Genomic DNA, 21,398 nt, shown 5'->3' on the forward strand with positions numbered 1-21,398 from the left:
CACGGGTCTATACTGGGTCGCATCAGGGACCAAGAGGGGAACATCGATGTTCGAGACCAGTTTCGTGGCCATCATCCTGCTGGTGGCCGGCGTCATCATCCTGTTCAAGACCGTGCGGATGGTGCCGCAGGGTTACGAGTGGACGGTGGAGCGCTTCGGCAAGTACACCCACACGCTGGATCCGGGCCTGCACTTCCTGGTGCCCATCATCTATGGCGTGGGCCGCAAGGTGAACGTCATGGAACAGGTGCTCGATGTGCCCAGCCAGGACGTGATCACCAAGGACAACGCCGTGGTGAAGGTCGACGGGGTGGTGTTCTTCCAGGTGCTGGACGCGGCCAAGGCGGCATACGAGGTGTCCAACCTCGAGGTCGCAACCATCGCCCTGGTGCAGACCAACATCCGCACGGTGATCGGCTCGATGGACCTGGATGAATCGCTGAGCCAGCGCGAAACCATCAACGCGCAGTTGCTCAGCGTGGTCGACCAGGCCACCAATCCGTGGGGCATCAAGGTCAACCGCATCGAGATCCGCGACATCCAGCCGCCGCGCGACCTCATCGACTCGATGGCGCGGCAGATGAAGGCCGAACGTGAGAAGCGTGCCCAGATCCTCGAAGCGGAGGGCTCGCGCCAGTCCGAGATCCTGCGTGCCGAGGGCGAGAAGCAGGCCGCCGTGCTGGAGGCCGAGGGCCGCAAGGAAGCCGCGTTCCGCGACGCCGAGGCACGCGAGCGCCTGGCCGAAGCGGAAGCCAAGGCCACCCAGATGGTCAGCGACGCCATCGCGAAGGGTGACGTGCAGGCGATCAACTACTTCATCGCGCAGAAGTACGTGGAAGCCTTCAAGGAGCTGGCCACGGCGCCCAACCAGAAGTTCGTGCTGATGCCGATGGAGAGCAGCGGCATCATCGGCTCCATCGCCGGCATTGCCGAGCTGGCCAAGGAGGCCCTGGGCAAGCAGCAGGCTGCGCCGCCGCGGGTGGGGGGCTGAGCCATGCGCTGGGACGTTGCGGGTTGGGCGGCGGTGGCACTGTTGCTGTTCGCCGCTGAGACCATGGCACCAGGCGCCTTCATGCTGTGGATGGGCTTTGCCGCCGTGGTGGTGTTCATCGGCGTACTGGTGGTGCCGGACATCCCGCTGCTGGCCCAGGTGGCGGCCTTCGTCGTGCTGAGTTTCGTATCCATCCAGATCTACCGCACGTGGTTCCGTGGCAAGGGTCGCCAGAGCGACAAGCCACTGCTCAACCGCCGCGCGGAGCAGCTGGTCGGCACGGTGACCGTGCTGGACCAGGCCATCGTGGGAGAACGCGGCCGGGTCAGGATCGACGACGCGTTCTGGGCAGTGGAAGGCCCCGATCTGCCGGTCGGCACGCGCGTGAGGGTGATCGCGGTGAATGGCATGACGCTTAAGGTGCAGGAGGCCTAGATGGGTGCGACGGGGCTGGCGCGATCGATATCCGTGCTGGCGACGCTGTCCGTCACGGCGGCGGACCTCGTCGGCCGGGTGATGCCGCCGTATCCCGACGGGCTCGACGAACTGGGCGGGAGTTGCGTTTCCCTGTCCCGGGATCCTGACCGTGTGTGCGAGTACTCGGTCGGCGTGCTGGCCTCGCCCGCCGCCGACGAGAGTGATGAGCCGGTGCCGCGCTTCGTGGTGGCCGGCCGGTTGGCGGGACGCGACGGGCCTCGCGCGCAATGGCGCATCACTGATGCCGTGCCCTACGCGGGTGGGCGGCCGGGCTATTACCTACAGTTCGGTACCTGTCGCGTGAAGGGGCAGGACGATGCCCGCGTCGCGGCCATCGTGCGCCAGCACGACACGGCGACGGAATGGTTGAAGGATGTCGCCTGGGCGGGTCGCCTGCGCCTGCCCGATGCCCGTTTCGAGGTGCTGGATGCGCGCACCGTCGATTGCATCAACGAGGCGTACTACGGGCTGTAGCGACGGCGCACCCTGCTGGTGCGTTCTGGGATAATGCGCTTCTTTGCCCGCCCGGACGCCGCCATGACCCAGAAGACCATCCTCAACGACACCCATCGCGCGCTCGGCGCCAAGATGGTCGACTTCGGCGGCTGGGACATGCCGATCCACTATGGTTCCCAGATCGAAGAGCACCACCAGGTGCGCCGTGACGCGGGCATGTTCGACGTCAGCCACATGACCGTGGTCGACCTGCGCGGCGAGCGCACGCGGGAGTTCCTGCGTCAGCTGGTCGCCAACTCGGTGGACAAGCTGCAGAAGCCGGGCAAGGCGCTGTACACCGCCATGCTGAACGATGAAGGTGGAGTGATCGATGACCTGATCATCTATTTCCTGGATGAGGCGTTCTTCCGCCTGGTAGTGAATGCCGCAACACGCGAGAAAGACCTGGCATGGATCACCGCGCAGGCCGCCGCCTTCGACGTGCAGGTGACCGAGCGTCCCGATTTCGCCATGGTCGCGGTGCAGGGTCCGACGGCGCGCGAGCGCGTTCACGGCCTGCTGCGCGAGGAGGATCGCGCGAAGGTCGGCAAGCTGGCCCGGTTCGCCGCCGCCGACGCCACCAGCACCGCAGGCGTGCCGCTGTTCGTCGCGCGCACCGGCTACACCGGCGAGGACGGCTACGAGATCGTGCTGCCGCAGGCGCAGGCCGTGGCGTTCTGGAACGCGCTGCTCGAGGCGGGCGTCAAGCCCGCCGGCCTGGGTGCGCGCGACACGTTGCGGCTGGAGGCGGGCATGAATCTGTACGGGCAGGACATGGACGACACGGTCTCGCCGTACGAGGCGGCGCTGGCTTGGACGGTCGCGCTGGACGAAGGTCGCGCCTTCACCGGCCGCGCCACGCTGGAAGCACAGAAGGCCGGCGGCGCGCCGCGGCAGATGATTGGCCTGGTCATGGACGAGAAGGGTGTGCTGCGCCACGGCCAGAAGGTGCTCACCGCGCATGGCGACGGCGAGATCCTGTCCGGTACGTTCTCGCCGACGCTGGGCAAGGCCATCGCCTTCGCGCGCGTGCCGGCCGGCGATATCCCGCTCGGTACCGAGGGCGGCGTGCGCGTGGACATCCGTGGCAAGGAGGTGCCAGTGCGTGTGGTGAAGTTCCCGTTCGTGCGCGACGGCCAGGCCCAGCCCGGCGTGCTGGAATGATCGCACCCCGGCATTCTTCACCCGCGCATTCCTCCGCTAAACTATCTTTCCCTACCCGACCCCAGCAGCAATCCGGAGCCCCCAATGAGTGAAATTCCTGGCGATCTGAAATTCCTCAAGTCCCATGAATGGGCCCGCCTCGAAGGTGACGGTCGCATCACCGTCGGCATCTCCGACCACGCGCAAGGCCTGCTCGGCGACCTGGTCTACGTCGAGCTGCCCAACGTCGGCGACCGCATCGAAGCGGGCAACGCCAGCGCGGTGGTCGAATCGGTGAAGGCGGCGTCCGATGTCTACAGCCCGGTCACCGGCAAGATCGTGGAGGTCAATGCCGCGCTGGCCGACAAGCCGGAGACCATCAACGAGGACGCCTACGGCGACGGCTGGATCTTCGTGATCGAGGCCGAGGAGCCGGACCAGCTCAATGACCTGCTGTCGCCCGACGACTATGCCGAACTGATCGAAGACGACGACAACTGAGGCATCCGTACAGGCTGTCCCCCGACGGGGAACCGGGAACGATGGGACCTTTCGTTCCCCGTTGCCGGTTCCCCGTTTCGTTTCCCGCGCCTGCGTGGCGCCACGGATTCCCCACCACCACCCAGGACGGATCATCGGCCGCCAGGCGGGTCGCGTCCGCCGTCGCGTTGCGTGGAGGGCGACACGCGCCGAAGGTCGTTGCCGACGAGCGGCGAAGCGGAATGACAGGTACACCTGCCTGATGCGCGCACGCGCAGTGACGCGCCGAGGCTGCGATGCGCTGCCTCGGCGCGTCGACTTTCCGGCGCCGGCGATGACGGCGAAGTCGCAGGTGGAAGGAAAAAAGTTTGCGCAAATCGGCGCAATCCGACTTGTGCGACGCGAAATCGGCCGCCCTCGACGAAAGTTTTTTTTAGCCGGTGTTCAACCCGCCCGGGCAGTGGCGCGCAGCTGTCGAGGACGCATCGCATCGTCGCTTCAACCTTTGGGTTGCAGGACCTTGGAGAAAAAAAAGCGCGTTTTACCGATGTTTTTTTTCAGGCGCATGTCGATCAGTCGAATCGGGTGCGCCGATCGGCGGCGCGTCGTTGCCGCCATCCACGCTTGCCGGCGCCGTCCGGCCGTGACGACCAGAGAAAAAAAGTTGAGCGAAGGTGTTGACACCTTGAAAAACCGTGATTAGGTTTCGCCCCAAGCAGAGCGTCCTGCGGAAGCGAGTGAGTCGAATCAACACGACAGCGCGAAAGACAACACAGCCCATCGTCCGCACCGGGATCACGGTGGACGCAGGCCTCGCTTCCCCCGGAAAAACGCAAAGCACCTCTTTCATCGCACCCGTGTCGCTTGGCGACACGGGTGTTTTCGTATTTGTAGGGAGCCGGGTTTCGCACGCCTGGCCCCCTGGGGAATCCGCATCGTCGCGCGTGTCGCGACGACGGCTGCCGACGGGTCCGACTCCCGCGGCGTTTCTTGCAGCTGGGCCTGCCTCCGGGCAGATGTGCTGTAACCAGACGTAAAAATCCATAGTTCATTGACGAGGAGCCATCACATGGCAACGAAGAAAGCTGCGAAAAAGAAACCGGCCGCCAAGAAGGCTGCCAAGAAGGCCACCAAGAAGGCGGCTGCTAAGAAGACCGTGAAGAAGGCAGTGAAGAAGGCTGCCAAGAAGGTCGCCAAGAAGGTCGCCAAGGCCAAGAAGGCAGTGAAGAAGGTCGCCAAGAAGGCTGCGAAGAAGGTAGCCAAGAAGCCGGCGAAGAAGGCTGCCAAGAAGACCGCGAAGAAGGCCACCAAGAAGTCGGCCAAGAAAGTAGCCAAGAAGCCCGCCAAGAAGACGGCGAAGAAGGCTGCCAAGAAGACCGCGAAGAAGGCTGCCAAGAAAGTAGCCAAGAAGCCGGCCAAGAAGGCCGCGAAGAAGGCCGCCAAGAAGCCTGCCAAGAAGTCCAAGAAGAAAGCGGCCCCGGTCGCGCTGCCGGCAACCCCGGCTCCGCTGATCTAAGCCAACCCCGATTAGCCGTAACACCATGGACTCTCTCCCTGTGCCCAGCGGGGGGAGAGTTTTTTTATGGGCGAACGGCTAGGCTGCATCCTTCGGAAATGGAGGAGGGCGCGGATGAGGTTCTTCAAGTGGGTACTGGCAGCGATTGCCGCCATCGGATTGGTACTGGCGCTGGGAGGCCTGCTGCTGCCGGCGACGACCCACGTCGAGCGCAGCGTGGTGATCGACCGCAGTCCCGAGCAGGTGTTCGCAACGCTCAACTCCTTCGAACGCTTCAGTGCCTGGTCGCCATGGGCAGAGTACGACCCGCAGGCGAAGTACACCTTCGAGGGACCGGCCAGCGGCGTCGGTGCACGCATGCGATGGTCTGGCAATCGTTCCGTGGGCAGCGGTAGCCAGGAGATCACCGCCAGCGAGCCGCACCGGCGCGTCGTGGTGGCGCTCGACTTCGACGGCAGCCAGGCGCAGGCAGCCTACCTGCTGGAGCCGGAAGGAAATGGCACGCGCCTGACGTGGGCGTTCGATACCCAGCACGGAATGAATCCGTTCAAGCGCTGGCTGGGCCTGTTGTTCGACCGGATGATTGGCGCGGACTACGAGAAGGGACTGGACAAGCTCAAGTCACTGCTGGAAGGCACGCAGGCCTGACCCGATGGGCACGGCGGCGGGCAGTCCGCCGTGCATCGGCATCTCAGCGCGGAGATGCGGTGCTGCGGTGCGAAGACGTGCCGCTGTCCTTCTTGTTGTCTGCAGGCGTCGCCTCGGGCGACTCGGCCAACAGCAGGTCGTAATCCGCCGGTGTCTCGACCCACGGTTCACCGGGCAGGCCCATCGCGCGATCAAGGATGGTCGGCAACAGGCCGGAAGGAAGTGAGCTGTCGCTGTTCCACACCATCGCCACGCCAAGATCCTGGCCGGGAACCAGTGCGACCAGACCGCGATATCCCTGGACGGCGCCCGCATGGAAGACGACCTGCTGACCCGCGTAGTCGAACACGCGCCAGCCCAGCGCATAGCTGGCCGAATGGATGCGTTCGCGACGCCAGCCGCCACGCATTTCACCCGGCGTGGTGACCACGGGGGCATGCAGCGTCGCCAGCAAGGGTGCCGGCAGCACGTCGGGGCGATGGCCTGTCTGGGCAATCAGCCACTGTGCCAGGTCGCTGGCGCTGGCATTGACGCCGGCGGCAGGCGGCAGGCGGTAGTAGGTGGGCTTGGGCGTCAGCGAGACCCAGCCGTTGCGGCTGCGCACGTGCGGTCGCGCCCAGCGCGTGCTGCCTTCGATGCCGGCCAGGCCCATGCTTGCATCGTTCATGCCCAGCGGCTTGAAGATGCGCCGGTCCACTGCCTGGTCGTAGAAGGTGCCGGTGGCGGCGAACACCACATCGCCGATCAGGCTGAAGGCGACGTTCTGATAGGCATAGCACTCGCCGGGCGCGCACTTCAATGGCGCGTACGCCAGCTTGCGGGCCACGTCGTAGTACTCCGCATTGGCTTCGATGTCGCGATCGAAGGCGTTGTGTGCCTGCAGGCCGACGCTGTGGCTCAGGACGTCCGCGACGGTCACGTGGGAGGTCGCGTTCGCATCGCTCAACTGGAAGCCCGGCACGTACTGGTTGACCTTGCTGTCCCAGCGCAGCGAACCGTCCTGCACCATCAGGCCGGTCAGCGTGCTGGCGAAGGCCTTGGACAGCGACGCCAGCCGGAACACGGTATGCGCGTCGACCTGCTGCGGGTTGACCACGTCGGTGACGCCGTAGCCACGCGCACTCATCACGCGGCCGTTGTGGACGATGGCCATGGCGAGGCCGGGAACGCGATGCCCCACGGTCAGGTGCTCGGCCATGGCCTCGAACGCACGCACGTCGAAGCCCGCCGCGAGGGGCTGGATGTTCTGTCCCGCCAACGCCGTTCGGTACGGGAGCGGTTGAGTCGGCGAGTTGTAGGCGCCCGTACTGGCCGCGGTGTTGGCGGAGAGTGCGGCGGTTTCAACACCGTGGTTGGTGGACGTCCAGCGCAACGGCGTCTGCGCCGTGGACGACAGCGTCAGCGGAAGCATCAACCCGATCAGGCCGATACGGAAGACGTGCAGCGAGCGCCGGCTTGTCTTGTATTTCATCGTGCGTGACGCCTGCGTAAGACCCTTGCCTCCCGGGATCATAACGCCGCTTTTTTCGATTGCACAAACAGGGAGAGATTCCATGTCCATGTTGTTCATCCTGCTGCTGATTACAGGTGTGGCGGTCGTCCCAGTTCAGTCGGGCGCGGGCGCCTGCAACAGGCAGCTGAACACGTGCGACACGTTCAGGAATGCCTGCCTCCCTTTGCATGCAACTTCTGCGCCGCTTCGATGAGATCCGTTGTGGTGCGGGGCATGTGGATCGTCGTGGAGGCTCGAAGGTCCACAGTCGAAGCGCTTCCGACGACGCATTCAGCATGCGCCATGCGCCGCGGCGGGAGTCGGCCAGGCTGAATGCGGGGTCTGGCCGTAACCGTGGCAAGTGGCAGCCTGGAGGTGCGTGATGCGCGAATGGCGCGCGCTGCCCATCCCGTCCTAGTCGGCGGCGGAGAATTCGGCAGGTGCCGTGGCCGCCGCGCGCGCATGGTGGCCGGACAACACCGGCAGTCCGCGGATCAGGTCCGATGCGCGCTCCGCGATCATGATCGTCGGCGCGTTGGTGTTGCCGCCGATCAGCGAAGGCATCACCGAGGCGTCGATCACGCGCAGCCCCGCGATGCCATGCACACGCAACTCGGAATCCACCACCGCGTCTTCGTCTTCACCCATGCGGCAGGTGCCCACGGGGTGGTAGACGGTTTCGGCCTTGGCGCGGATGAAGGCGACCAGTTCGGCGTCCGACAGGTCGTTGCGCGCGGGATGGATGGGCGCGCCACGGTAGGCATCGAAGGCCGGCTGCGCGAACAAGTCGCGCGACAGCTTGGCGCATTCGACCATCATCTTCAGGTCGAAGCCCTCAGGGTCGCTCAGGTAGTTCGCTTCGATGCGTGCGTCGGCGCGCGGGTCCGCGCTGGCGAGCAGGATGCGGCCACGGCTGCGCGGGCGCAGGAAGCAGGCATGTGCGGTATAGCCGTCGCCCGCCAGCCGATTGCGGCCATGGTCGTCCAGCATCGCCGGCACGAAGTGCATCTGGATGTCGGGGCGGTCGTCCGGGGCCAGCGACGAACGCACGAAGGCGCCGGCTTCTGCGATGTTGCTGCTGCCCGGGCCGCTGTGACCGCGCAGGAAATAGTCGAAGGCGGTCTTGAGCTCGCTGGCGCGGTCGTAGGTGATGCGCTGAGTGCTGTGCTGCAGGGTGCAGATGTCGAGGTGGTCCTGGAGGTTGCGGCCGACGCCCGGCAGCGCGTGGCGCACGCTGATGCCCGTCTCCTCCAGATGCTCCGACGGCCCGATCCCGGACAGCATCAGCAGTTGCGGCGAGTTGATCGTGCCGCCGCTCAGCAGGACTTCGCTCCGGCAACGTACGACGACTTCATGGCCGCCACGGGCGTAGGCCACGCCGATGGCACGCCCCTTCTCCAGCAGGACGCGGCGGACCAGTGCGCCGGTGACGATGTCCAGGTTCTGCCGGTCGCGCGCGGGGTCGAGGTACGCCACCGCCGACGAGCAGCGCGCGCCGTCCTTCTGCGTGACCTGGTAAAGCCCGAAGCCCGCCTGCGTCGCGCCGTTGAAATCGTCGTTGCGGGTGTAGCCGGCCTGCGCCCCGGCCTCGATGAAGGCGGCGGAGAGCGGATTGGTGTAGCGCAGATCGGACACGGACAGGGGGCCGTCGCCGCCATGGAGTGCGTCCGCGCCACGCGCGTTGCGCTCCGAGCGGCGGAAGTAGGGCAGTGCGTTATCCCAGTTCCAGCCGTCCGCGCCGGCATTCGCCCAATCGTCGTAGTCCTGGGGAACGCCGCGGATATAGCACATGGCGTTGATCGAACTGGAACCGCCAAGCACCTTGCCGCGCGGCCACCACAGCCGGCGGTTGTCGAGGTTCGGTTCGGGCGCGGTGTCGTAGTTCCAGTTCACGCCCTTCTGCCCTACCAGCTTGGCCAGGCCGGCGGGCATGTGGATGAAGGGATGCCAGTCGCGCGGACCGGCTTCCAACAGCAGTACGCGACAGGCAGGGTCTTCGCTCAGGCGGTGGGCCAGGACACAGCCGGCCGAACCGGCGCCCACGATGATGTAGTCGTACACATGCTGCCCTGCTGCAAAGTCCGACCGAACCTAGCGGCGAGGGGTAGAGCAAATGCTCGGGCCGGTACGGTCACCACTGCGGGTGGGCGTAAACGCGGATTCGCGATGGGGGTGAGTCCGGGAAAGGCTGGCGATGTTGCAGTGCATCGGATACCTTGCGCGCCACAGGCGGACCTTGTCCGCTCCCGATGATGCGATTGGCAGGCCGCACAGCATGGACCCGTCCTCCCCAGCGACCACCCGGTTCGGCCGGTTCCGCTCCGCGATGACCGAATCGCCGCCGCTGCTGTGGGCCTTCGTCTACTTCTTTTGCCTGTTGAGCGGCTATTACGTGCTGCGACCGGTGCGTGAGGCGATGGCGGCATCGAGCGATATCGAGGCGGTGTTCCCGCCGGCGCTGATCGCGTTCTTCGCAGGCCGCGGCATCGCGCTGGGCGAGTTCACGCTGCAGTTCATCTTCAGCGCCGTCTTCCTGATCATGCTGGTGCTGCAGCCGGTGTACGGCTGGCTGGTGAGCCGTTTCCCGCGGCGGGTGTTCCTGCCGGTGATCTATGGTTTCTTCATCGCAACGCTGTTGGTGTTCTACGCCATGTTCGACAGCGGCATCGCCGGTCGGGGCTTGGCCTTCATCCTGTGGATCACGGTGTTCAACCTGTTCGCGGTCGCCGTGTTCTGGAGCTTCATGGCCGACGTCTTCAGCAACGTCGAAGCGCGCAAGTACTACGGCTACATCGGCGCCGCCGGCACCATCGGCGCCTTCGTTGGTCCGGCGCTGACCAAGGCCCTCGTCGTCCGGGTAGGCATCCCGAACATGATGCTGGTGTCGGCCTTCCTGTTCTCGGTCTGCGTGCTGTGTATCTTCAAGCTCAGGACCTGGGCCGTGGTGCGCGAGGCGGCACGCAGGCAGGTCAGTGGCGAGATCCCGATGGGGGGCGACGTGCTCGCGGGCCTGAAGCTGATCGCGCGCGAGCCGCTGTTGCGCTGGCTGGCCGCCATGGTCGTGATGGGGGTCGGCGTGGGCACGCTGCTCTACAACGAACAGAACGCCATCGCGCGCACGATGTTCTCCTCTGCCGAGGCCCGCGCCGACTATTTCGCCACGCTTGACCTGGCGGTCAATTCGCTGACGCTGGTGGTGCAATTGCTGCTCACGCGCGTCCTGCTGTCGCGCTTCGGCATTGCGCCGGCGCTGTTGATCCCCGGCTGCGCGATCATCATCGGTTTTTCCATCCTGTCCGCCTCGCCGTTGCCGCTGATGATCGCCATCGTGCAGGTGGTCACCCGGGCGAGCGAGTTCTCGCTCGCCAAGCCCGCGCGCGAGACGATCTACACGCGCGTCGGCCGTGAGTGGCGCTACAAGGCGGGTGCCGCCATCGACACGGTGATCTACCGCGGCGGCGACCTGAGCTTCGTCTGGCTGCACAAGCTCCTGTCCGCCTTCGGGTCGAACGTCGTTTTCGGCGCCGGGCTGCTGGTCGCCGGCGCGATGACGTTCAGTGCCTGGCGCCTGCTGCGCGAAGAGTCGAAGCTGCCTGCTGAGCGTGCCGCGTCCACTGCGTCGACCGATCCGGTGAAGGCCTGAAACCCAGCGGCAGACGCCGCCCGGCGCAACCGATATGCTGCCCCTCACATGACGGGAGGTAGGGGATGGACCTGATCGCGACATTGCTGGTGGTGCTGGTGGCGGCGTTGCACGTCTACTTCCTGGTGCTGGAGATGTTCCTCTGGACCCGGCCGCTGGGCCTGAAGACCTTCCGCAATACGCCCGAGAAGGCGGAGACCACCCGTGTGCTGGCCGCGAACCAGGGGCTCTACAACGGTTTCCTCGCGGCCGGCCTGCTGTGGGGCCTGGTGACCGCACAGTGGAACGTGGTCGTCTTCTTCCTGCTGTGCGTGATCGTGGCGGCGCTCTACGGCGCGTGGAGCGTCAACAAGCGCATCTTCTTCGTGCAGGGTGTGCCGGCGATCGCGGCGATGGCGGCGGTGCTGTTCGTGGTGATGATGGGCGACATCTCGCGCTGAACGGGTGGCGCGCGACGCTCAGCGCAGCGACCACGCCAGCAGCAGTCCGCCCGAGGTAAACAGCACCAGCCATGAAAGATGGCGCCCGCGGGTGACGATCAGCGGCAGCAACCCGGAGATTCCCAGGGTGACGGCCAAGGTGGTGGCGATGCGGCGTCCGTCGGCATCCGGCAGCTCGTCTAGCTGCAGCACCACGGCTGAGAGCCCCCAGGCGATCACCGTGGTCAGATGCCAGGCGAAGCGCAGGGTCTGCGTGGTGAACGCGGTGCCGCCGAACAGCTTGGGTAGATCAGGACGGCGGAATAGGCGAATGAGCAGGTAGTGCTCGCCGAGCACCGAATGCGCCAAGCCGAGCAGGATCATCAGCACGGCCGCGGCGGTCAACACCTCAGCCGGCCGTCTGCGGACGTGGCGACACCCACATGCTGATGCGGGCACGGAACACCGCCTCTCCTTGCGGATCGCTGACCACCACGTCCATCGGCAGGTCGTAACCTTCCGCCGATTCGCGGGGCCCGAAGGCCGGGGTAGCCACGGCATGCATCGTGCCCACGGCCTTCTTCAGGTATTCCACCGTCATGCCCTTGGGAATCCAGCGCATCGACCGCGGAATGCTGACGTCGGTGGTCAGACCGCCGACGAATTCGGCCAGGTTGCACAGCGCGATGGCGTGCACCGTGCCCAGATGATTGGTGACCGAACGGCGATGCCGGATCGTCGCTTCGCCGCGGCCGGGTTCCAGTCGCGTCATGCGCGGGCCGATGCTGCCGAAGTAGGGCGCCTTGAAGCAGATCAGGCGCGAGAACAGCCAGTTGCCCAGCGGCTTTTTGCTCAGGTTGCGGTAGATCTTCAGGACATCCGCGCTCATCGTGGGCTCCTCTCGCGACGACGGCGGGACATGCCCGCCGTCGTCGTGTCAGCTGGTGTGGGCGTCAGGCCGCTTCGCGGGGCTGGCGCTTGTTCTGCGGCAGGTCGTAGAAGCTGGCCGCGCGCAGTTCGTGGGTCTCGAAGTCGTCCACGGTGATCGTGTCCAGCGTGATCGAGCGCAGTTCCTCCAGCAGCTTGCGCTCGTCGGCCGTGATCCAGCCCTCACGCACGCCTTCGTCCAGCTGCGCACTGTAATCCAGTGCCTCGATGTCCTTGGTCTTCAGCGCCTTCAGGAACTTGCGCTCGACCGGCTCGGCGGCGACGGCCGTGGCCAGGTAGCTGTCGATGCGGCCGCCGGGGTTGTTCTCGCACGGGGTCAGGAACACGCCCTGGCCCAGGCGGTCGCGCGCTTCGTTCGGCGCCATCAGCAGCATGGCGACGCGATGGCTCAGGCGGTCACCCGGGGCCACGGCGCGGCGGCCGAACGGAAACACCACCGGCCACAGCAGCCAGCCCAGCGGTTTGATCGGGAAGTTGCGCAGCGCCTGCGACAGCGCCAGTTCGATCTCGTACGCGCTGTTGTGGAAGGCCCAGGCCAGTAGCGGCTTGTCGGCTTCCGGCGCACCTTCGTCATGGTGGCGCTTCAGCACCGCGCCCATCATGTACAGGTGGCTCAGCACGTCGCCCAGCCGGCCGGACAGCGATTCCTTGAACTTCAGCTTGCCGCCCAGCGCGCCCAGCGAGATGTCGGTGAGCAGCGCCAGGTTGGCCGCGTAGCGGTCCAGCTTGCGGAAGAACTTCTTGGTGTACGCGTCGCCCGGCACACTGCCGATCTTCGAGCCGGTGATGCCGAACCAGAACGAGCGCACCGCGTTGGAGATCGCGCCGCCGATATGCGGGTACAGCACGGCATCGAGTTGCTGGATGCCGGCGCGGGTGTCCGGGTCCTGCGCGGCGCGCATCTCCTTGATGATGTACGGATGGCACAGGATCGAGCCCTGGCCGAAGATCAGCAGGCTGCGCGTCATGATGTTCGCGCCTTCCACCGTAATGGCGATCGGCGAGGCCTGCCATGCGCGGCCGGCGAAGTTGCGCGGGCCCAGGATGATGCCCTTGCCGCCGACGATGTCCATCACGTCCTTGGCGACGTCGCGGCCCATGTTGGTGCAGTGGTACTTGGCGATGGCCGACGGCACCGACGGCACGTCGCCGCGGTCCACGGCGGCGGCGGTGGCCTGCGACAGCGCGCTGATCGCATACGCCTTGCCGCCGATGCGGGCGAGGGCTTCTTCCACGCCTTCGAAGCGGCCGACCGACAGGCCGAACTGCTTGCGGATGCGCGCATACGCACCGGTGACGCGCGCGCCGGCCTTCGCACCGCCGCTGGCGGTGGACGGCAGGGTGATCGAACGGCCCACGGCCAAGCATTCGTTGAGCATGTTCCAGCCCTTGCCGGCCATCTCCACGCCACCGATCAGCTGGCTCAGCGGAATGAACACGTCCTTGCCGTGGATCGGGCCGTTCTGGAACGGCGAGTTCAGCGGGAAGTGGCGACGGCCGACGTCCACGCCAGGGGTATCGCGCGGCAGCAGCGCCAGAGTGATGCCGATGTCGCGTGTATCGCCGATCAGGCCGTCCGGATCGTACATGCGGAACGCCAGTCCGATGATCGTGGCGACCGGCGCCAGAGTGATGTAGCGCTTGTCGAAGGTCAGGCGCAGGCCCAGCACGTTGGCGCCATTCCACTCGCCCTTGCAGACGATGCCGTAGTCGGGAATCGAGGTCGCGTCGGAACCGGCGAACGGACCGGTCAGGCCGAAGCAGGGCACCTCCTGGCCGATGGCCAGGCGCGGCAGGTAGTAGTCCTTCTGTTCCTGCGTGCCGTAGTGGTTGAGCAATTCACCCGGGCCGAGCGAGTTCGGCACGCCGACGGTGGAGCTGACCACGCTGCTGACCGAGGCGATCTTCTGGATCACCTTGTGGTGCGCCAGCGCGGAGAAGCCCAGGCCGCCGTATTGCTTCGGGATTATCATGCCGAAGAACTTGTTCTTCTTGATGAAGTCCCACAGCTCCGGTGGCAGGTCGGCATGGACGTGGGTGATCTCCCAGTCGTTGGTCATCTTGCACAGCTCTTCCACCGGGCCGTCGAGGAAGGCCTGTTCTTCAGCGGTGAGCTGCGGCTTCGGATACGCCAGCAGCTTGTTCCAGTCCGGATCGCCGGTGAAGAGGTCGCCCTCGAAGCCGACCGAGCCGGTCTCCAGTGCGATGCGCTCGGTCTGCGACAGCGGCGGCAATGCGCGGCGCAGGAAGCCCAGCGCCGGTGTGGTGATCAGCGGCTTGCGGATCGCCGGGATCAGCAGCGGCAGCGCGATCGCCACCACGACCAGGGCTGCGACGATGGTGGCGGTGGGATGGGCGCCCAGCAGCCAGCACGCGACCAGCAGGCTGGCCGTGATCGCCGCCCAGTAGGCGAGCCGGATCCGGTGGTAGGCGGCGAATGCGCCCGCCAGCAGGAAGGCGAGGAAGGGGATGACGATGCTCATGGGGTTGCTCCGGACACGGATTCGGTTACATCGGATTCGGCATTACCCGGCACGGCCGACAGGCTTGCCAGGTATTCCAGCACAGTGGCGGTAAATGCGTCGTTGTCGTCGCCGGCCACCATGTGCGTGGCCAGCGGCAGGTGCACGTGGCGCGCATGCGGCACCAGTGTCTTGAACTCTTCGACGGTCTGCTCCGAGACCAGATCGCTGCGGCCGCCGCTGATCAGCAGCACGGGGCACTGTACCTGGCGCGCCGCTTCGGCGATGGCGTCCTGGTGCTGTGGGCTGTCGCGGGCCAGTTCGTCCACCAGGCGCGGATCCCAGTGCCAGCGCCAGCGACCGTCGGCGCCCTCGCGCAACAGCTCGCGCAGGTCGTCCGCGGATTTACGCGTGCGCCGCTGCGGCTGGTAGGCGGCGATGATGTCGGCCGCGTGCTCGAGCGATGCGAAACCGTCGGGGAACGCCGTCATGAAGGCGAGGATGCGCTGCAGGCCGGCGTGTTCCCAGCGTGGGGTGATGTCCACCAGCACCATCGCGCGGAACAGGCCAGGCCAGCGTGACTCGGCGATCAGGCCGAACAGCCCGCCCATCGAGGCGCCGACCAGCACCGGCGGTTCCGGCTGCTCGCCGGCCAGCACGATCAGGTCGTCGGCGAACTGGTCGCCCGCGTAGGGAAGCTCGGCGGCATTGCGGTCGGATTCGCCATGGCCCCGCGCGTCGTAAGCGAGGCCGGCATAACCCTGCGCCGCCATCCGTTCGCCGGTGCGGCTCCACGCGCCCCGTGTCTGGCCGAAGCCATGCGCGTAAATGAGCGCGGGGTGCGACTGCAGTGCGCGAGGCGACGGGAAGCGGCGGATCGCGAGGGCGACATCGCCTTGCCCGTTCACCACGCGATCCGATCCGGCGTGGTCGACGCTGGAGGGAGTCATGGAGGCAGGGGAAGCACGGGTTACCATACGGCCTAGTATGGGTTGTCGCATTTAGAGCAGTCAATCGGTTCGGTCTTGCGGGTTTCACATGCAACCGATTGATTTGCCTTTATTTGTTGTGCGGCGCAGCAAACGTACCGCTACACACCCCGGCGTATGGTTAAATGCGGCACATGAGCACACCCAGTCCGGAAACACCCCCCAGCGCTCCGACCCGCAACGCCCGCCTGAGCGCGGACGACTGGGCACAGGCGGCGCTCGACCTGATCGCGGAGCAGGGCGTCTCGGCAGTCGCGGTGGAGCCGCTTGCGCGCCGGCTGGGTGTCACGAAGGGCAGCTTCTATTGGCATTTCCCGTCGCGCGACGCGCTGCTGCAGGCCGCGCTGGAGCGCTGGGAAGCAGGTGAGCAGGAGAACATCTTCGGCAGCCTGGAAAAGGTCGTCGATCCGCGCGAGCGGCTGCGCACGTTGTTCCAACTGGTCGGCCACGAGGTGAAGCCGCACATCATCTACAGCGAGTTGCTGAAGGCACTGGATCATCCGGCCGTGCAGCCGGTGATCGACCGCATCTCACAGCGTCGCCTGGACTATCTGGTCGCCATGTTCCGCCAAGCCGGCCTGCAGCGGACCGACGCCACCCACCGTGCGCGCCTGACTTATGCGGCCTACGTGGGTTTCCTGCAGCTGTCGCTGCAGCTGCAGCAGCCGCGCATGACCTCGGAAGAATTCGAGACCTATCTCGAACACGTCATCTCGACGTTGATCCCAACCTGATACGTAGGGTGGGCCCTGGCCCACCGCGCATGATCCTCGTGGCGATGGCGGGCCAAGGCCTGCCCTACGGCGTGCTCGGGGCCGCCCGCTTCAGCTCCGACAAGCGCACCACCACATACGCCAGCAACGCCACCGCGAAGAACGCCAGCAGCATCCAGGCGATGCCCTGCAGCGTTTCGATCACGGTGCGATAAACCTCCAGCACCCAGCGCTCGGCGGTCAGGGCGATGATCTCCGTCTTGTCCTTCTCCATCCACTGCGGGGCGGTGATATAGCGTTCCAGGGCATGGATCCGTACGCCGGACGACACGCCGACGACGAGGATGGCGAACTTCATGTAGCGCAGCCATGCGTGACTGATGTCGTCAGCGATGATGCGGGTGAGGATGCGCTCGATAGGCTTCGAGAACATCCACGTCACGCCCCATGCGACAGCGGCGGACAATAGAAGGGTGACGGCGAGCAGGGTCAGGAACATGTCGATCTCCTCATGGAAGTGTTCACGCCGGCCCCATCGCCGCCTGCCGCACACCACCCCGCCATTCCCGTTGCTCGCGCACATACCCGGCGCGTTCCAGCCAGCGGAAGATCGAACGCACCGTGACGACGGGGTAGTCGCCGGACAGGCGCGTGGCAACGGAGTGATCGGAGAAATCCGTATTGGCGGAGAACAGCCCGCCCAGCACGCGCTTGGAATAGGCGACGTGCACCGTGTCGGGCACGAAGCCGTCGCCCCGCGCGAACGCGTACGCGCTACGGCGGTCGTAGATGCCACGGTCGGCCAGCGCTGCGGCCATCACTTCCACGATCCACGCGGTGGAGTTCTGGTAGTCCTCACTGCCGGGCCGCGCGATCAGGTTGTAGCGCGCGTGGTGCAGGCTGTGCCGTGGCATCTGCTGCAGACGCGCGGCCAGCCGGTCGGCGACGTCCGGCGCGAACCACACGATGCGCAGGTCCTGGTTCACCAGGTCGTCGGCGAAGAAGTTCACAAGTCCCTGCGCGTACAGGCCGGAGCGGTCGCTGCCGCATTCGTTGAGCAGGTGCACGACGGTCCAGCGTCCCTGCGCGTGGTCGCGCACCGCGAAGCCTGCGTGGCTGTAGACCAGGCCCTGCTTCGACAGGTCAGTGCCCACGCGCGCCAGCATCGCCACCGGCGCGTCCACCTCGTCGAGTTGTTCCGCGGCCAGCAGGGCGGTGCGCGCGGCGTCGGCCACCTTATGCGGTGGCATTTCCAGTTGCCTGCAGGCATCGCCCGCGCGTGCCGTCCCTGGCAGCGCGAGGGCGAACACGAACACGGCCATCAATGCGTGCAGGCGCATGCGCTCACCCGCCGTAGCGATGGCTGTGGATGTGCGGGCGCGCGGCGTCGTTGGCGATGAAGCACAGCGCTTCGCCCGCGGCGCTCAGGATCCAACCGGTCGCCACCACGGTGACGCTGATCGCCGTACCCACCGCGATACCCAGACGCCGGATTGCCTCCGCACTCAGATAGACGACGAACGACGCGCCCGCCAACACGCCGGCCGCAGCCACGGAGACCGTCACCGCCACACTGCCGACGACCACCGCCACCCCGGTGACCACCGCGGACGCGCCGTGGCCCAGCGCGTGGATCACCGCCACCGGCACTTCGATGGACGCCTCCAGGCTGGCCTGCGACATCCGGCTGGCGCCATCGGATTGCGGCGCGGCCCGGGTGGGCAGCGTGATGCCGCCAGAGAGCGCGGTGGCCAGGGCCAGGGTCAGTGAGCGGGCGATCAGGCGGCGCATGCGGGGTTCCTCCAGGGACGCCGGAGGGTGGGCGCAGGCTTCGCAGGGATTCAAGGATCATCGACAAGGTAAGCTCTGGCGGAACGACAGGTATAGGAATCCGCTACCCATGGCCGTCTCGGTGGACCTGGTTGATGCACTGAAGCGTTGCCTGCGCGCGCAGGACATGACCTACCGCGACCTGGCCGCGCGCATCCGCATGAGCGAGGCGGCGGTGAAGCGCATGTTCTCCCGCCGCGCGATGAGCCTGCAGCGGCTGGAGCAGGTCTGCGACGTGCTGGACGTGGGCCTGGCCGAGCTGAGCGCCGAAGCCTCGCGCGGGCGCAAGGCGATGGCGCAGTTGAGCGAAGCGCAGGAACAGGCGCTGGTGGACGATCCGCCGTTGCTGATGGCGCTGTTCCTCACCCTCAACCGCTGGCGCGAGGACGACGTGATGGGCCATTTCGGCTTTACGCCTGCGCAGTGGACCGGCCTGCTGGTGAAGCTGGACCGGCTGGGCATCATCGAACTCATGCCCGGCAACCGTGGCCGCGCGCTGACTGCACGCAATTTCCGCTGGCGCGCCGATGGGCCCATGGAGCGCTACTTCCGGCTGACCCTGCTGACCGACTACTTCGCCGATCCCTTCGATGGCGAGCAAGACGCACTGCTGCTGCTCAGCGGCAGCCTGAGCATCGACGGGGTGAAGCAGGTGCGCCAGCGACTGGAGGAAGTCGCGCGCGAGTTCGATGCGCTGCTGGCCCGCGATGCCACACTGCCGGCGGAAGACCGCGTCGGCGTCAGCCTGGTGCTGGCGCAGAAGCCCTGGCTGCTGCAGCTGTTCAATCCGTACCGGCGCTCGCGCGACGGGTAAGCGCTGTGGCGGAGATCGAGCCCGGAATGCCGTGGATCGGGCTCGGAAGGCCATTGATGGCCCTGTGTGCTCCAGCGATCGCCCGGTGAGCCCCATCGATCACTGTGGGAGCTCCATCGATCGCCTTCCGAGCCCGATCAATGGGGCTCCCACAGTGATCGATGGAGCTCCAAGGGCGATCAATGGCTTTCGGCGCCCCATCGATGGCGCTTTGTGCTCCATCGACCGCCCGTCGCGCCGCATCGATCGCGCTCCGAGCCTGAGCGATCACCCTCAGAGCTCCATCCTTCGCGCCCGGAACCCCGTCCACGCCTCGCAAAGCCTTGTAGGGCGGTCGTTCTCTGGCCGCGCTGAGAAAGAAGCGTCCCTGCGCCAGCGTCAGTGATGACCGCCCGTCGTCGTTCTCCTCGTCTAGAGGACAAGACATTGGTATCATTTTGGTCTCACTTTTCGAGGGCGTGGCATGAACGCAGCGGTCGATGTTTTCAAACGCAACGATTTTCCAGGCAGTTCGCTTGCCGCGTTGAATGCCTGGGTTGCCGAGGTTGCCGCGCTCACCCAACCCGACCATATCCACTGGTGCGACGGCAGCGATGCCGAGAACGCGCTGCTGACGAAGCAGATGCTGGCCGACGGCACCCTGCTGCCGCTGAACCCGGAAACCCACCCCCACAGTTGGCTGCACCGCTCCAGCCCCAGCGACGTGGCGCGGGTGGAGCACCTGACCTTCGTCTGCACGCCGCAGCAGGAAGACGCCGGCCCCAACAACCACTGGATGGCCCCGGCCGAGGCGCACGCGAAGATGGATGCGCTGTTCGCCGGCTGCATGCGCGGGCGCACGCTGTACGTGATCCCGTACTGCATGGGGCCGATCAATTCGCCGCTCTCGCGCTGCGGCGTGGAGATCACCGATTCGCCGTACGTGGTGGCGAACATGCGCATCATGACCCGCATGGGCGCGGCCGCGCTGGCGCGCATCGAGCGGGAAGGGACCTTCGTGAAGGGTCTGCACTCCACCGGCGAGCTGGACCCGGACCGCCGCTTCATCATGCACTTCCCCGACGAGCTGACCATCAAGAGCTTCGGCTCTGGCTACGGCGGCAATGCGCTGCTGGGCAAGAAGTGCCACGCCCTGCGCATCGCCTCGCACCAGGCGCGGCAGGAAGGCTGGCTGGCCGAACACATGCTGATCGTCGGCATCGAGAACCCGCAGGGCGAAACGCACTACATCGCCGCGGCGTTCCCGTCCGCCTGCGGCAAGACCAACCTGGCCATGCTGATCCCGCCGGAGGGCTACCGCCAGGCTGGCTGGAAGGTGTGGACGATCGGCGACGACATCTGCTGGATGCGTCCCGGCGCCGATGGGCGCCTGTATGCGATCAACCCGGAAGCCGGCTTCTTCGGCGTGGCGCCCGGCACCTCGGACAGTTCCAATCCGAATGCGCTGGCCACCATCAGCCACCACACCATCTTCACCAACGTCGCCGTCACCGACGACCAGGAGCCGTGGTGGGAAGGGCTGGACTCGCGCACGCCCGCGCTGGACTGGCAGGGTCGCAAGTACGACCCGGCCAATGGCCCGGCCGCACACCCGAACTCCCGCTTCACCGTCTCCGCGCGGCAGTGCCCCAGCTATTCGGCCAAGGCCGAGGATCCGCAGGGCGTGCCGATCAGCGCGATTGTTTTCGGCGGACGCCGCGCCTCGCTGGTGCCGCTGGTGTTCGAGGCACGCGACTGGACGCATGGCGTGCTGGTCGGCGCGGCGATGGGGTCCGAAACCACCGCGGCCGCGACCGGCGCGGTCGGCGTGATGCGCCGCGACCCGATGGCGATGAAGCCGTTCTGCGGCTACAACTTCGCCGACTACTTCGCCCACTGGCTGTCGTTCGGCCAGGCCGATGCGACGCTGCCGAAGACGGCGCTTCCCAAGATCTTCCACGTGAACTGGTTCCGCAAGGGTGGCGACGGCAAGTTCCTGTGGCCGGGCTTCGGCGAGAACCTGCGCGTGCTGGAGTGGATGATCCGGCGCGTCGAGGGCAAGGCCGACGCGGTGGAAACGCCCATCGGCCACCTGCCGCGCGCCGAGGACCTCAACCTGGACGGCGTGGCGCTGAGCGACGAGGCCCATGAGCTGCTGTTCGGCTTCGACCGTGCGGGCTGGCAGGCCGAACTGGCCGGCATCGGCGCGTACCTGGAGGAGTTCGGCGCCCGCACCCCGCAGGCGCTGAAGGACGAACAGCAACGCATCGCCGCCCGTCTGGCGCACTGATTCCCCGCCTCGCGCATCCTGTTTCCTGCGCACGCCCCGTGCGCGTCCACACCGGACGCCGCGGGGCTT

The 21,398-nt window shown here is 66.4% G+C and carries 21 protein-coding genes and 1 pseudogene; 12 read left to right on the forward strand and 10 right to left on the reverse strand.

Annotation, left to right across the window (positions count from 1 at the left end; all coding sequences use genetic code 11):
• The first annotated feature begins 46 nt into the window (after positions 1-46).
• From FB548_RS04465 to gcvH, 5 genes are all read left to right on the forward strand, one after another.
• Entirely contained in the window at positions 47-991 is a 945-nt protein-coding gene (locus FB548_RS04465; RefSeq protein WP_142123516.1) for an SPFH domain-containing protein, read from the forward strand.
• A 3-nt stretch (positions 992-994) separates the two neighbouring features.
• On the forward strand, positions 995-1,426 hold the full coding sequence (locus FB548_RS04470) for an NfeD family protein (protein ID WP_142123517.1): 432 nt from the start codon (positions 995-997) through the stop codon (positions 1,424-1,426).
• Positions 1,427-1,942, forward strand: coding sequence for a hypothetical protein (locus FB548_RS04475; RefSeq protein WP_142123518.1), 516 nt, complete (start codon positions 1,427-1,429; stop codon positions 1,940-1,942).
• Between the two features lie 63 nt (positions 1,943-2,005).
• On the forward strand, positions 2,006-3,127 hold the full coding sequence (gene gcvT / locus FB548_RS04480) for a glycine cleavage system aminomethyltransferase GcvT (RefSeq protein WP_142123519.1): 1,122 nt from the start codon (positions 2,006-2,008) through the stop codon (positions 3,125-3,127).
• Positions 3,128-3,211: 84 nt separating this feature from the next.
• The gene (gene gcvH / locus FB548_RS04485; RefSeq protein ID WP_142123520.1) at positions 3,212-3,607 is read left to right on the forward strand and encodes a glycine cleavage system protein GcvH; all 396 of its coding nucleotides are present in this window, start codon (positions 3,212-3,214) and stop codon (positions 3,605-3,607) included.
• A gap of 477 nt (positions 3,608-4,084) precedes the next feature.
• Here the strand turns inward: gcvH and FB548_RS04490 are convergent, their stop codons facing one another.
• The gene (locus tag FB548_RS04490) at positions 4,085-4,270 is read right to left on the reverse strand and encodes a hypothetical protein (RefSeq protein ID WP_142123521.1); all 186 of its coding nucleotides are present in this window, start codon (positions 4,268-4,270) and stop codon (positions 4,085-4,087) included.
• Positions 4,271-4,655: 385 nt separating this feature from the next.
• On the opposite strand from FB548_RS04490, the gene FB548_RS04495 reads away from it, so the two are divergent.
• Positions 4,656-5,102 (forward strand): histone, encoded by a 447-nt coding sequence (locus tag FB548_RS04495; RefSeq protein ID WP_142123522.1) that lies wholly within the window; start codon positions 4,656-4,658, stop codon positions 5,100-5,102.
• 114 nt (positions 5,103-5,216) lie between these two features.
• Positions 5,217-5,750 carry an SRPBCC family protein gene (locus FB548_RS04500; protein WP_185741974.1) on the forward strand — a complete coding sequence of 178 codons (534 nt, stop codon included), beginning with the start codon at positions 5,217-5,219 and terminating at the stop codon, positions 5,748-5,750.
• A gap of 43 nt (positions 5,751-5,793) precedes the next feature.
• Here the strand turns inward: FB548_RS04500 and FB548_RS04505 are convergent, their stop codons facing one another.
• On the reverse strand, positions 5,794-7,221 hold the full coding sequence (locus FB548_RS04505; RefSeq protein ID WP_142123524.1) for a serine hydrolase domain-containing protein: 1,428 nt from the start codon (positions 7,219-7,221) through the stop codon (positions 5,794-5,796).
• Between the two features lie 435 nt (positions 7,222-7,656).
• Positions 7,657-9,303: a choline dehydrogenase gene (locus tag FB548_RS04510; RefSeq protein ID WP_142123525.1), complete on the reverse strand. Its 1,647-nt coding sequence runs from the start codon at positions 9,301-9,303 to the stop codon at positions 7,657-7,659.
• 214 nt (positions 9,304-9,517) lie between these two features.
• Between FB548_RS04510 and FB548_RS04515 the strand changes: the two genes are divergently transcribed.
• Positions 9,518-10,885, forward strand: coding sequence for an MFS transporter (locus FB548_RS04515; RefSeq protein WP_142123526.1), 1,368 nt, complete (start codon positions 9,518-9,520; stop codon positions 10,883-10,885).
• A gap of 65 nt (positions 10,886-10,950) precedes the next feature.
• Positions 10,951-11,325, forward strand: coding sequence for a DUF1304 domain-containing protein (locus tag FB548_RS04520; protein ID WP_142123527.1), 375 nt, complete (start codon positions 10,951-10,953; stop codon positions 11,323-11,325).
• A gap of 18 nt (positions 11,326-11,343) precedes the next feature.
• Here the strand turns inward: FB548_RS04520 and FB548_RS04525 are convergent, their stop codons facing one another.
• From FB548_RS04525 to FB548_RS04540, 4 genes and pseudogenes are all read right to left on the reverse strand, one after another.
• Positions 11,344-11,709, reverse strand: a complete 366-nt coding sequence (locus tag FB548_RS04525) for a hypothetical protein (protein WP_221625911.1) — start codon at positions 11,707-11,709, stop codon at positions 11,344-11,346.
• A 4-nt stretch (positions 11,710-11,713) separates the two neighbouring features.
• Positions 11,714-12,193, reverse strand: a complete 480-nt coding sequence (locus tag FB548_RS04530) for a hotdog fold domain-containing protein (RefSeq protein WP_142123529.1) — start codon at positions 12,191-12,193, stop codon at positions 11,714-11,716.
• A gap of 64 nt (positions 12,194-12,257) precedes the next feature.
• The gene (locus FB548_RS04535) at positions 12,258-14,735 is read right to left on the reverse strand and encodes an acyl-CoA dehydrogenase (protein ID WP_142123530.1); all 2,478 of its coding nucleotides are present in this window, start codon (positions 14,733-14,735) and stop codon (positions 12,258-12,260) included.
• A pseudogene (locus FB548_RS04540) lies at positions 14,732-15,547 on the reverse strand (alpha/beta hydrolase); the annotation flags it as partial. The gene FB548_RS04535 and the pseudogene FB548_RS04540, both read right to left, overlap by 4 nt.
• A 290-nt stretch (positions 15,548-15,837) precedes the next feature.
• On the opposite strand from FB548_RS04540, the gene FB548_RS04545 reads away from it, so the two are divergent.
• Complete coding sequence (locus FB548_RS04545; protein ID WP_185741976.1) at positions 15,838-16,437, forward strand: TetR/AcrR family transcriptional regulator; 600 nt, start codon at positions 15,838-15,840, stop codon at positions 16,435-16,437.
• A 64-nt stretch (positions 16,438-16,501) separates the two neighbouring features.
• Here the strand turns inward: FB548_RS04545 and FB548_RS04550 are convergent, their stop codons facing one another.
• From FB548_RS04550 to FB548_RS04560, 3 genes are read right to left on the reverse strand one after another with little or no spacing between them, the layout of a single operon-like run.
• Positions 16,502-16,915 carry a hypothetical protein gene (locus tag FB548_RS04550; RefSeq protein ID WP_142123533.1) on the reverse strand — a complete coding sequence of 138 codons (414 nt, stop codon included), beginning with the start codon at positions 16,913-16,915 and terminating at the stop codon, positions 16,502-16,504.
• Positions 16,916-16,937: 22 nt separating this feature from the next.
• Positions 16,938-17,756, reverse strand: a complete 819-nt coding sequence (locus FB548_RS04555) for a DUF2145 domain-containing protein (protein WP_142123534.1) — start codon at positions 17,754-17,756, stop codon at positions 16,938-16,940.
• Positions 17,757-17,760: 4 nt separating this feature from the next.
• On the reverse strand, positions 17,761-18,207 hold the full coding sequence (locus FB548_RS04560) for a hypothetical protein (RefSeq protein WP_185741977.1): 447 nt from the start codon (positions 18,205-18,207) through the stop codon (positions 17,761-17,763).
• Between the two features lie 109 nt (positions 18,208-18,316).
• On the opposite strand from FB548_RS04560, the gene FB548_RS04565 reads away from it, so the two are divergent.
• Together FB548_RS04565 and FB548_RS04570 are read left to right on the forward strand one after the other, a co-directional pair.
• On the forward strand, positions 18,317-19,060 hold the full coding sequence (locus FB548_RS04565; protein ID WP_185741978.1) for a helix-turn-helix transcriptional regulator: 744 nt from the start codon (positions 18,317-18,319) through the stop codon (positions 19,058-19,060).
• 463 nt (positions 19,061-19,523) lie between these two features.
• The gene (locus tag FB548_RS04570) at positions 19,524-21,329 is read left to right on the forward strand and encodes a phosphoenolpyruvate carboxykinase (GTP) (protein WP_142123537.1); all 1,806 of its coding nucleotides are present in this window, start codon (positions 19,524-19,526) and stop codon (positions 21,327-21,329) included.
• Positions 21,330-21,398 lie beyond the last annotated feature (69 nt).

The sequence above is a fragment of the Pseudoxanthomonas sp. 3HH-4 genome (assembly GCF_006716465.1).
In the GTDB taxonomy this organism is placed as follows: Bacteria; Pseudomonadota; Gammaproteobacteria; order Xanthomonadales; family Xanthomonadaceae; genus Pseudoxanthomonas_A.

Excerpts from the sequence above, each read along its gene's own strand:
- FB548_RS04465 (WP_142123516.1), top strand. The coding sequence starts at position 47 with ATGTTCGAGACCAGTTTCGTGGCCATCATCCTGCTGGTGGCCGGCGTC.
- FB548_RS04470 (WP_142123517.1), top strand. The coding sequence starts at position 995 with ATGCGCTGGGACGTTGCGGGTTGGGCGGCGGTGGCACTGTTGCTGTTC.
- FB548_RS04475 (WP_142123518.1), top strand. The coding sequence starts at position 1,427 with ATGGGTGCGACGGGGCTGGCGCGATCGATATCCGTGCTGGCGACGCTG.
- gcvT (WP_142123519.1), top strand. The coding sequence starts at position 2,006 with ATGACCCAGAAGACCATCCTCAACGACACCCATCGCGCGCTCGGCGCC.
- gcvH (WP_142123520.1), top strand. The coding sequence starts at position 3,212 with ATGAGTGAAATTCCTGGCGATCTGAAATTCCTCAAGTCCCATGAATGG.
- FB548_RS04495 (WP_142123522.1), top strand. The coding sequence starts at position 4,656 with ATGGCAACGAAGAAAGCTGCGAAAAAGAAACCGGCCGCCAAGAAGGCT.
- FB548_RS04500 (WP_185741974.1), top strand. The coding sequence starts at position 5,217 with ATGAGGTTCTTCAAGTGGGTACTGGCAGCGATTGCCGCCATCGGATTG.
- FB548_RS04505 (WP_142123524.1), bottom strand. The coding sequence starts at position 7,221 with ATGAAATACAAGACAAGCCGGCGCTCGCTGCACGTCTTCCGTATCGGC.
- FB548_RS04515 (WP_142123526.1), top strand. The coding sequence starts at position 9,518 with ATGGACCCGTCCTCCCCAGCGACCACCCGGTTCGGCCGGTTCCGCTCC.
- FB548_RS04520 (WP_142123527.1), top strand. The coding sequence starts at position 10,951 with ATGGACCTGATCGCGACATTGCTGGTGGTGCTGGTGGCGGCGTTGCAC.
- FB548_RS04530 (WP_142123529.1), bottom strand. The coding sequence starts at position 12,193 with ATGAGCGCGGATGTCCTGAAGATCTACCGCAACCTGAGCAAAAAGCCG.
- FB548_RS04535 (WP_142123530.1), bottom strand. The coding sequence starts at position 14,735 with ATGAGCATCGTCATCCCCTTCCTCGCCTTCCTGCTGGCGGGCGCATTC.
- FB548_RS04545 (WP_185741976.1), top strand. The coding sequence starts at position 15,838 with ATGAGCACACCCAGTCCGGAAACACCCCCCAGCGCTCCGACCCGCAAC.
- FB548_RS04550 (WP_142123533.1), bottom strand. The coding sequence starts at position 16,915 with ATGTTCCTGACCCTGCTCGCCGTCACCCTTCTATTGTCCGCCGCTGTC.
- FB548_RS04555 (WP_142123534.1), bottom strand. The coding sequence starts at position 17,756 with ATGCGCCTGCACGCATTGATGGCCGTGTTCGTGTTCGCCCTCGCGCTG.
- FB548_RS04560 (WP_185741977.1), bottom strand. The coding sequence starts at position 18,207 with ATGCGCCGCCTGATCGCCCGCTCACTGACCCTGGCCCTGGCCACCGCG.
- FB548_RS04565 (WP_185741978.1), top strand. The coding sequence starts at position 18,317 with ATGGCCGTCTCGGTGGACCTGGTTGATGCACTGAAGCGTTGCCTGCGC.
- FB548_RS04570 (WP_142123537.1), top strand. The coding sequence starts at position 19,524 with ATGAACGCAGCGGTCGATGTTTTCAAACGCAACGATTTTCCAGGCAGT.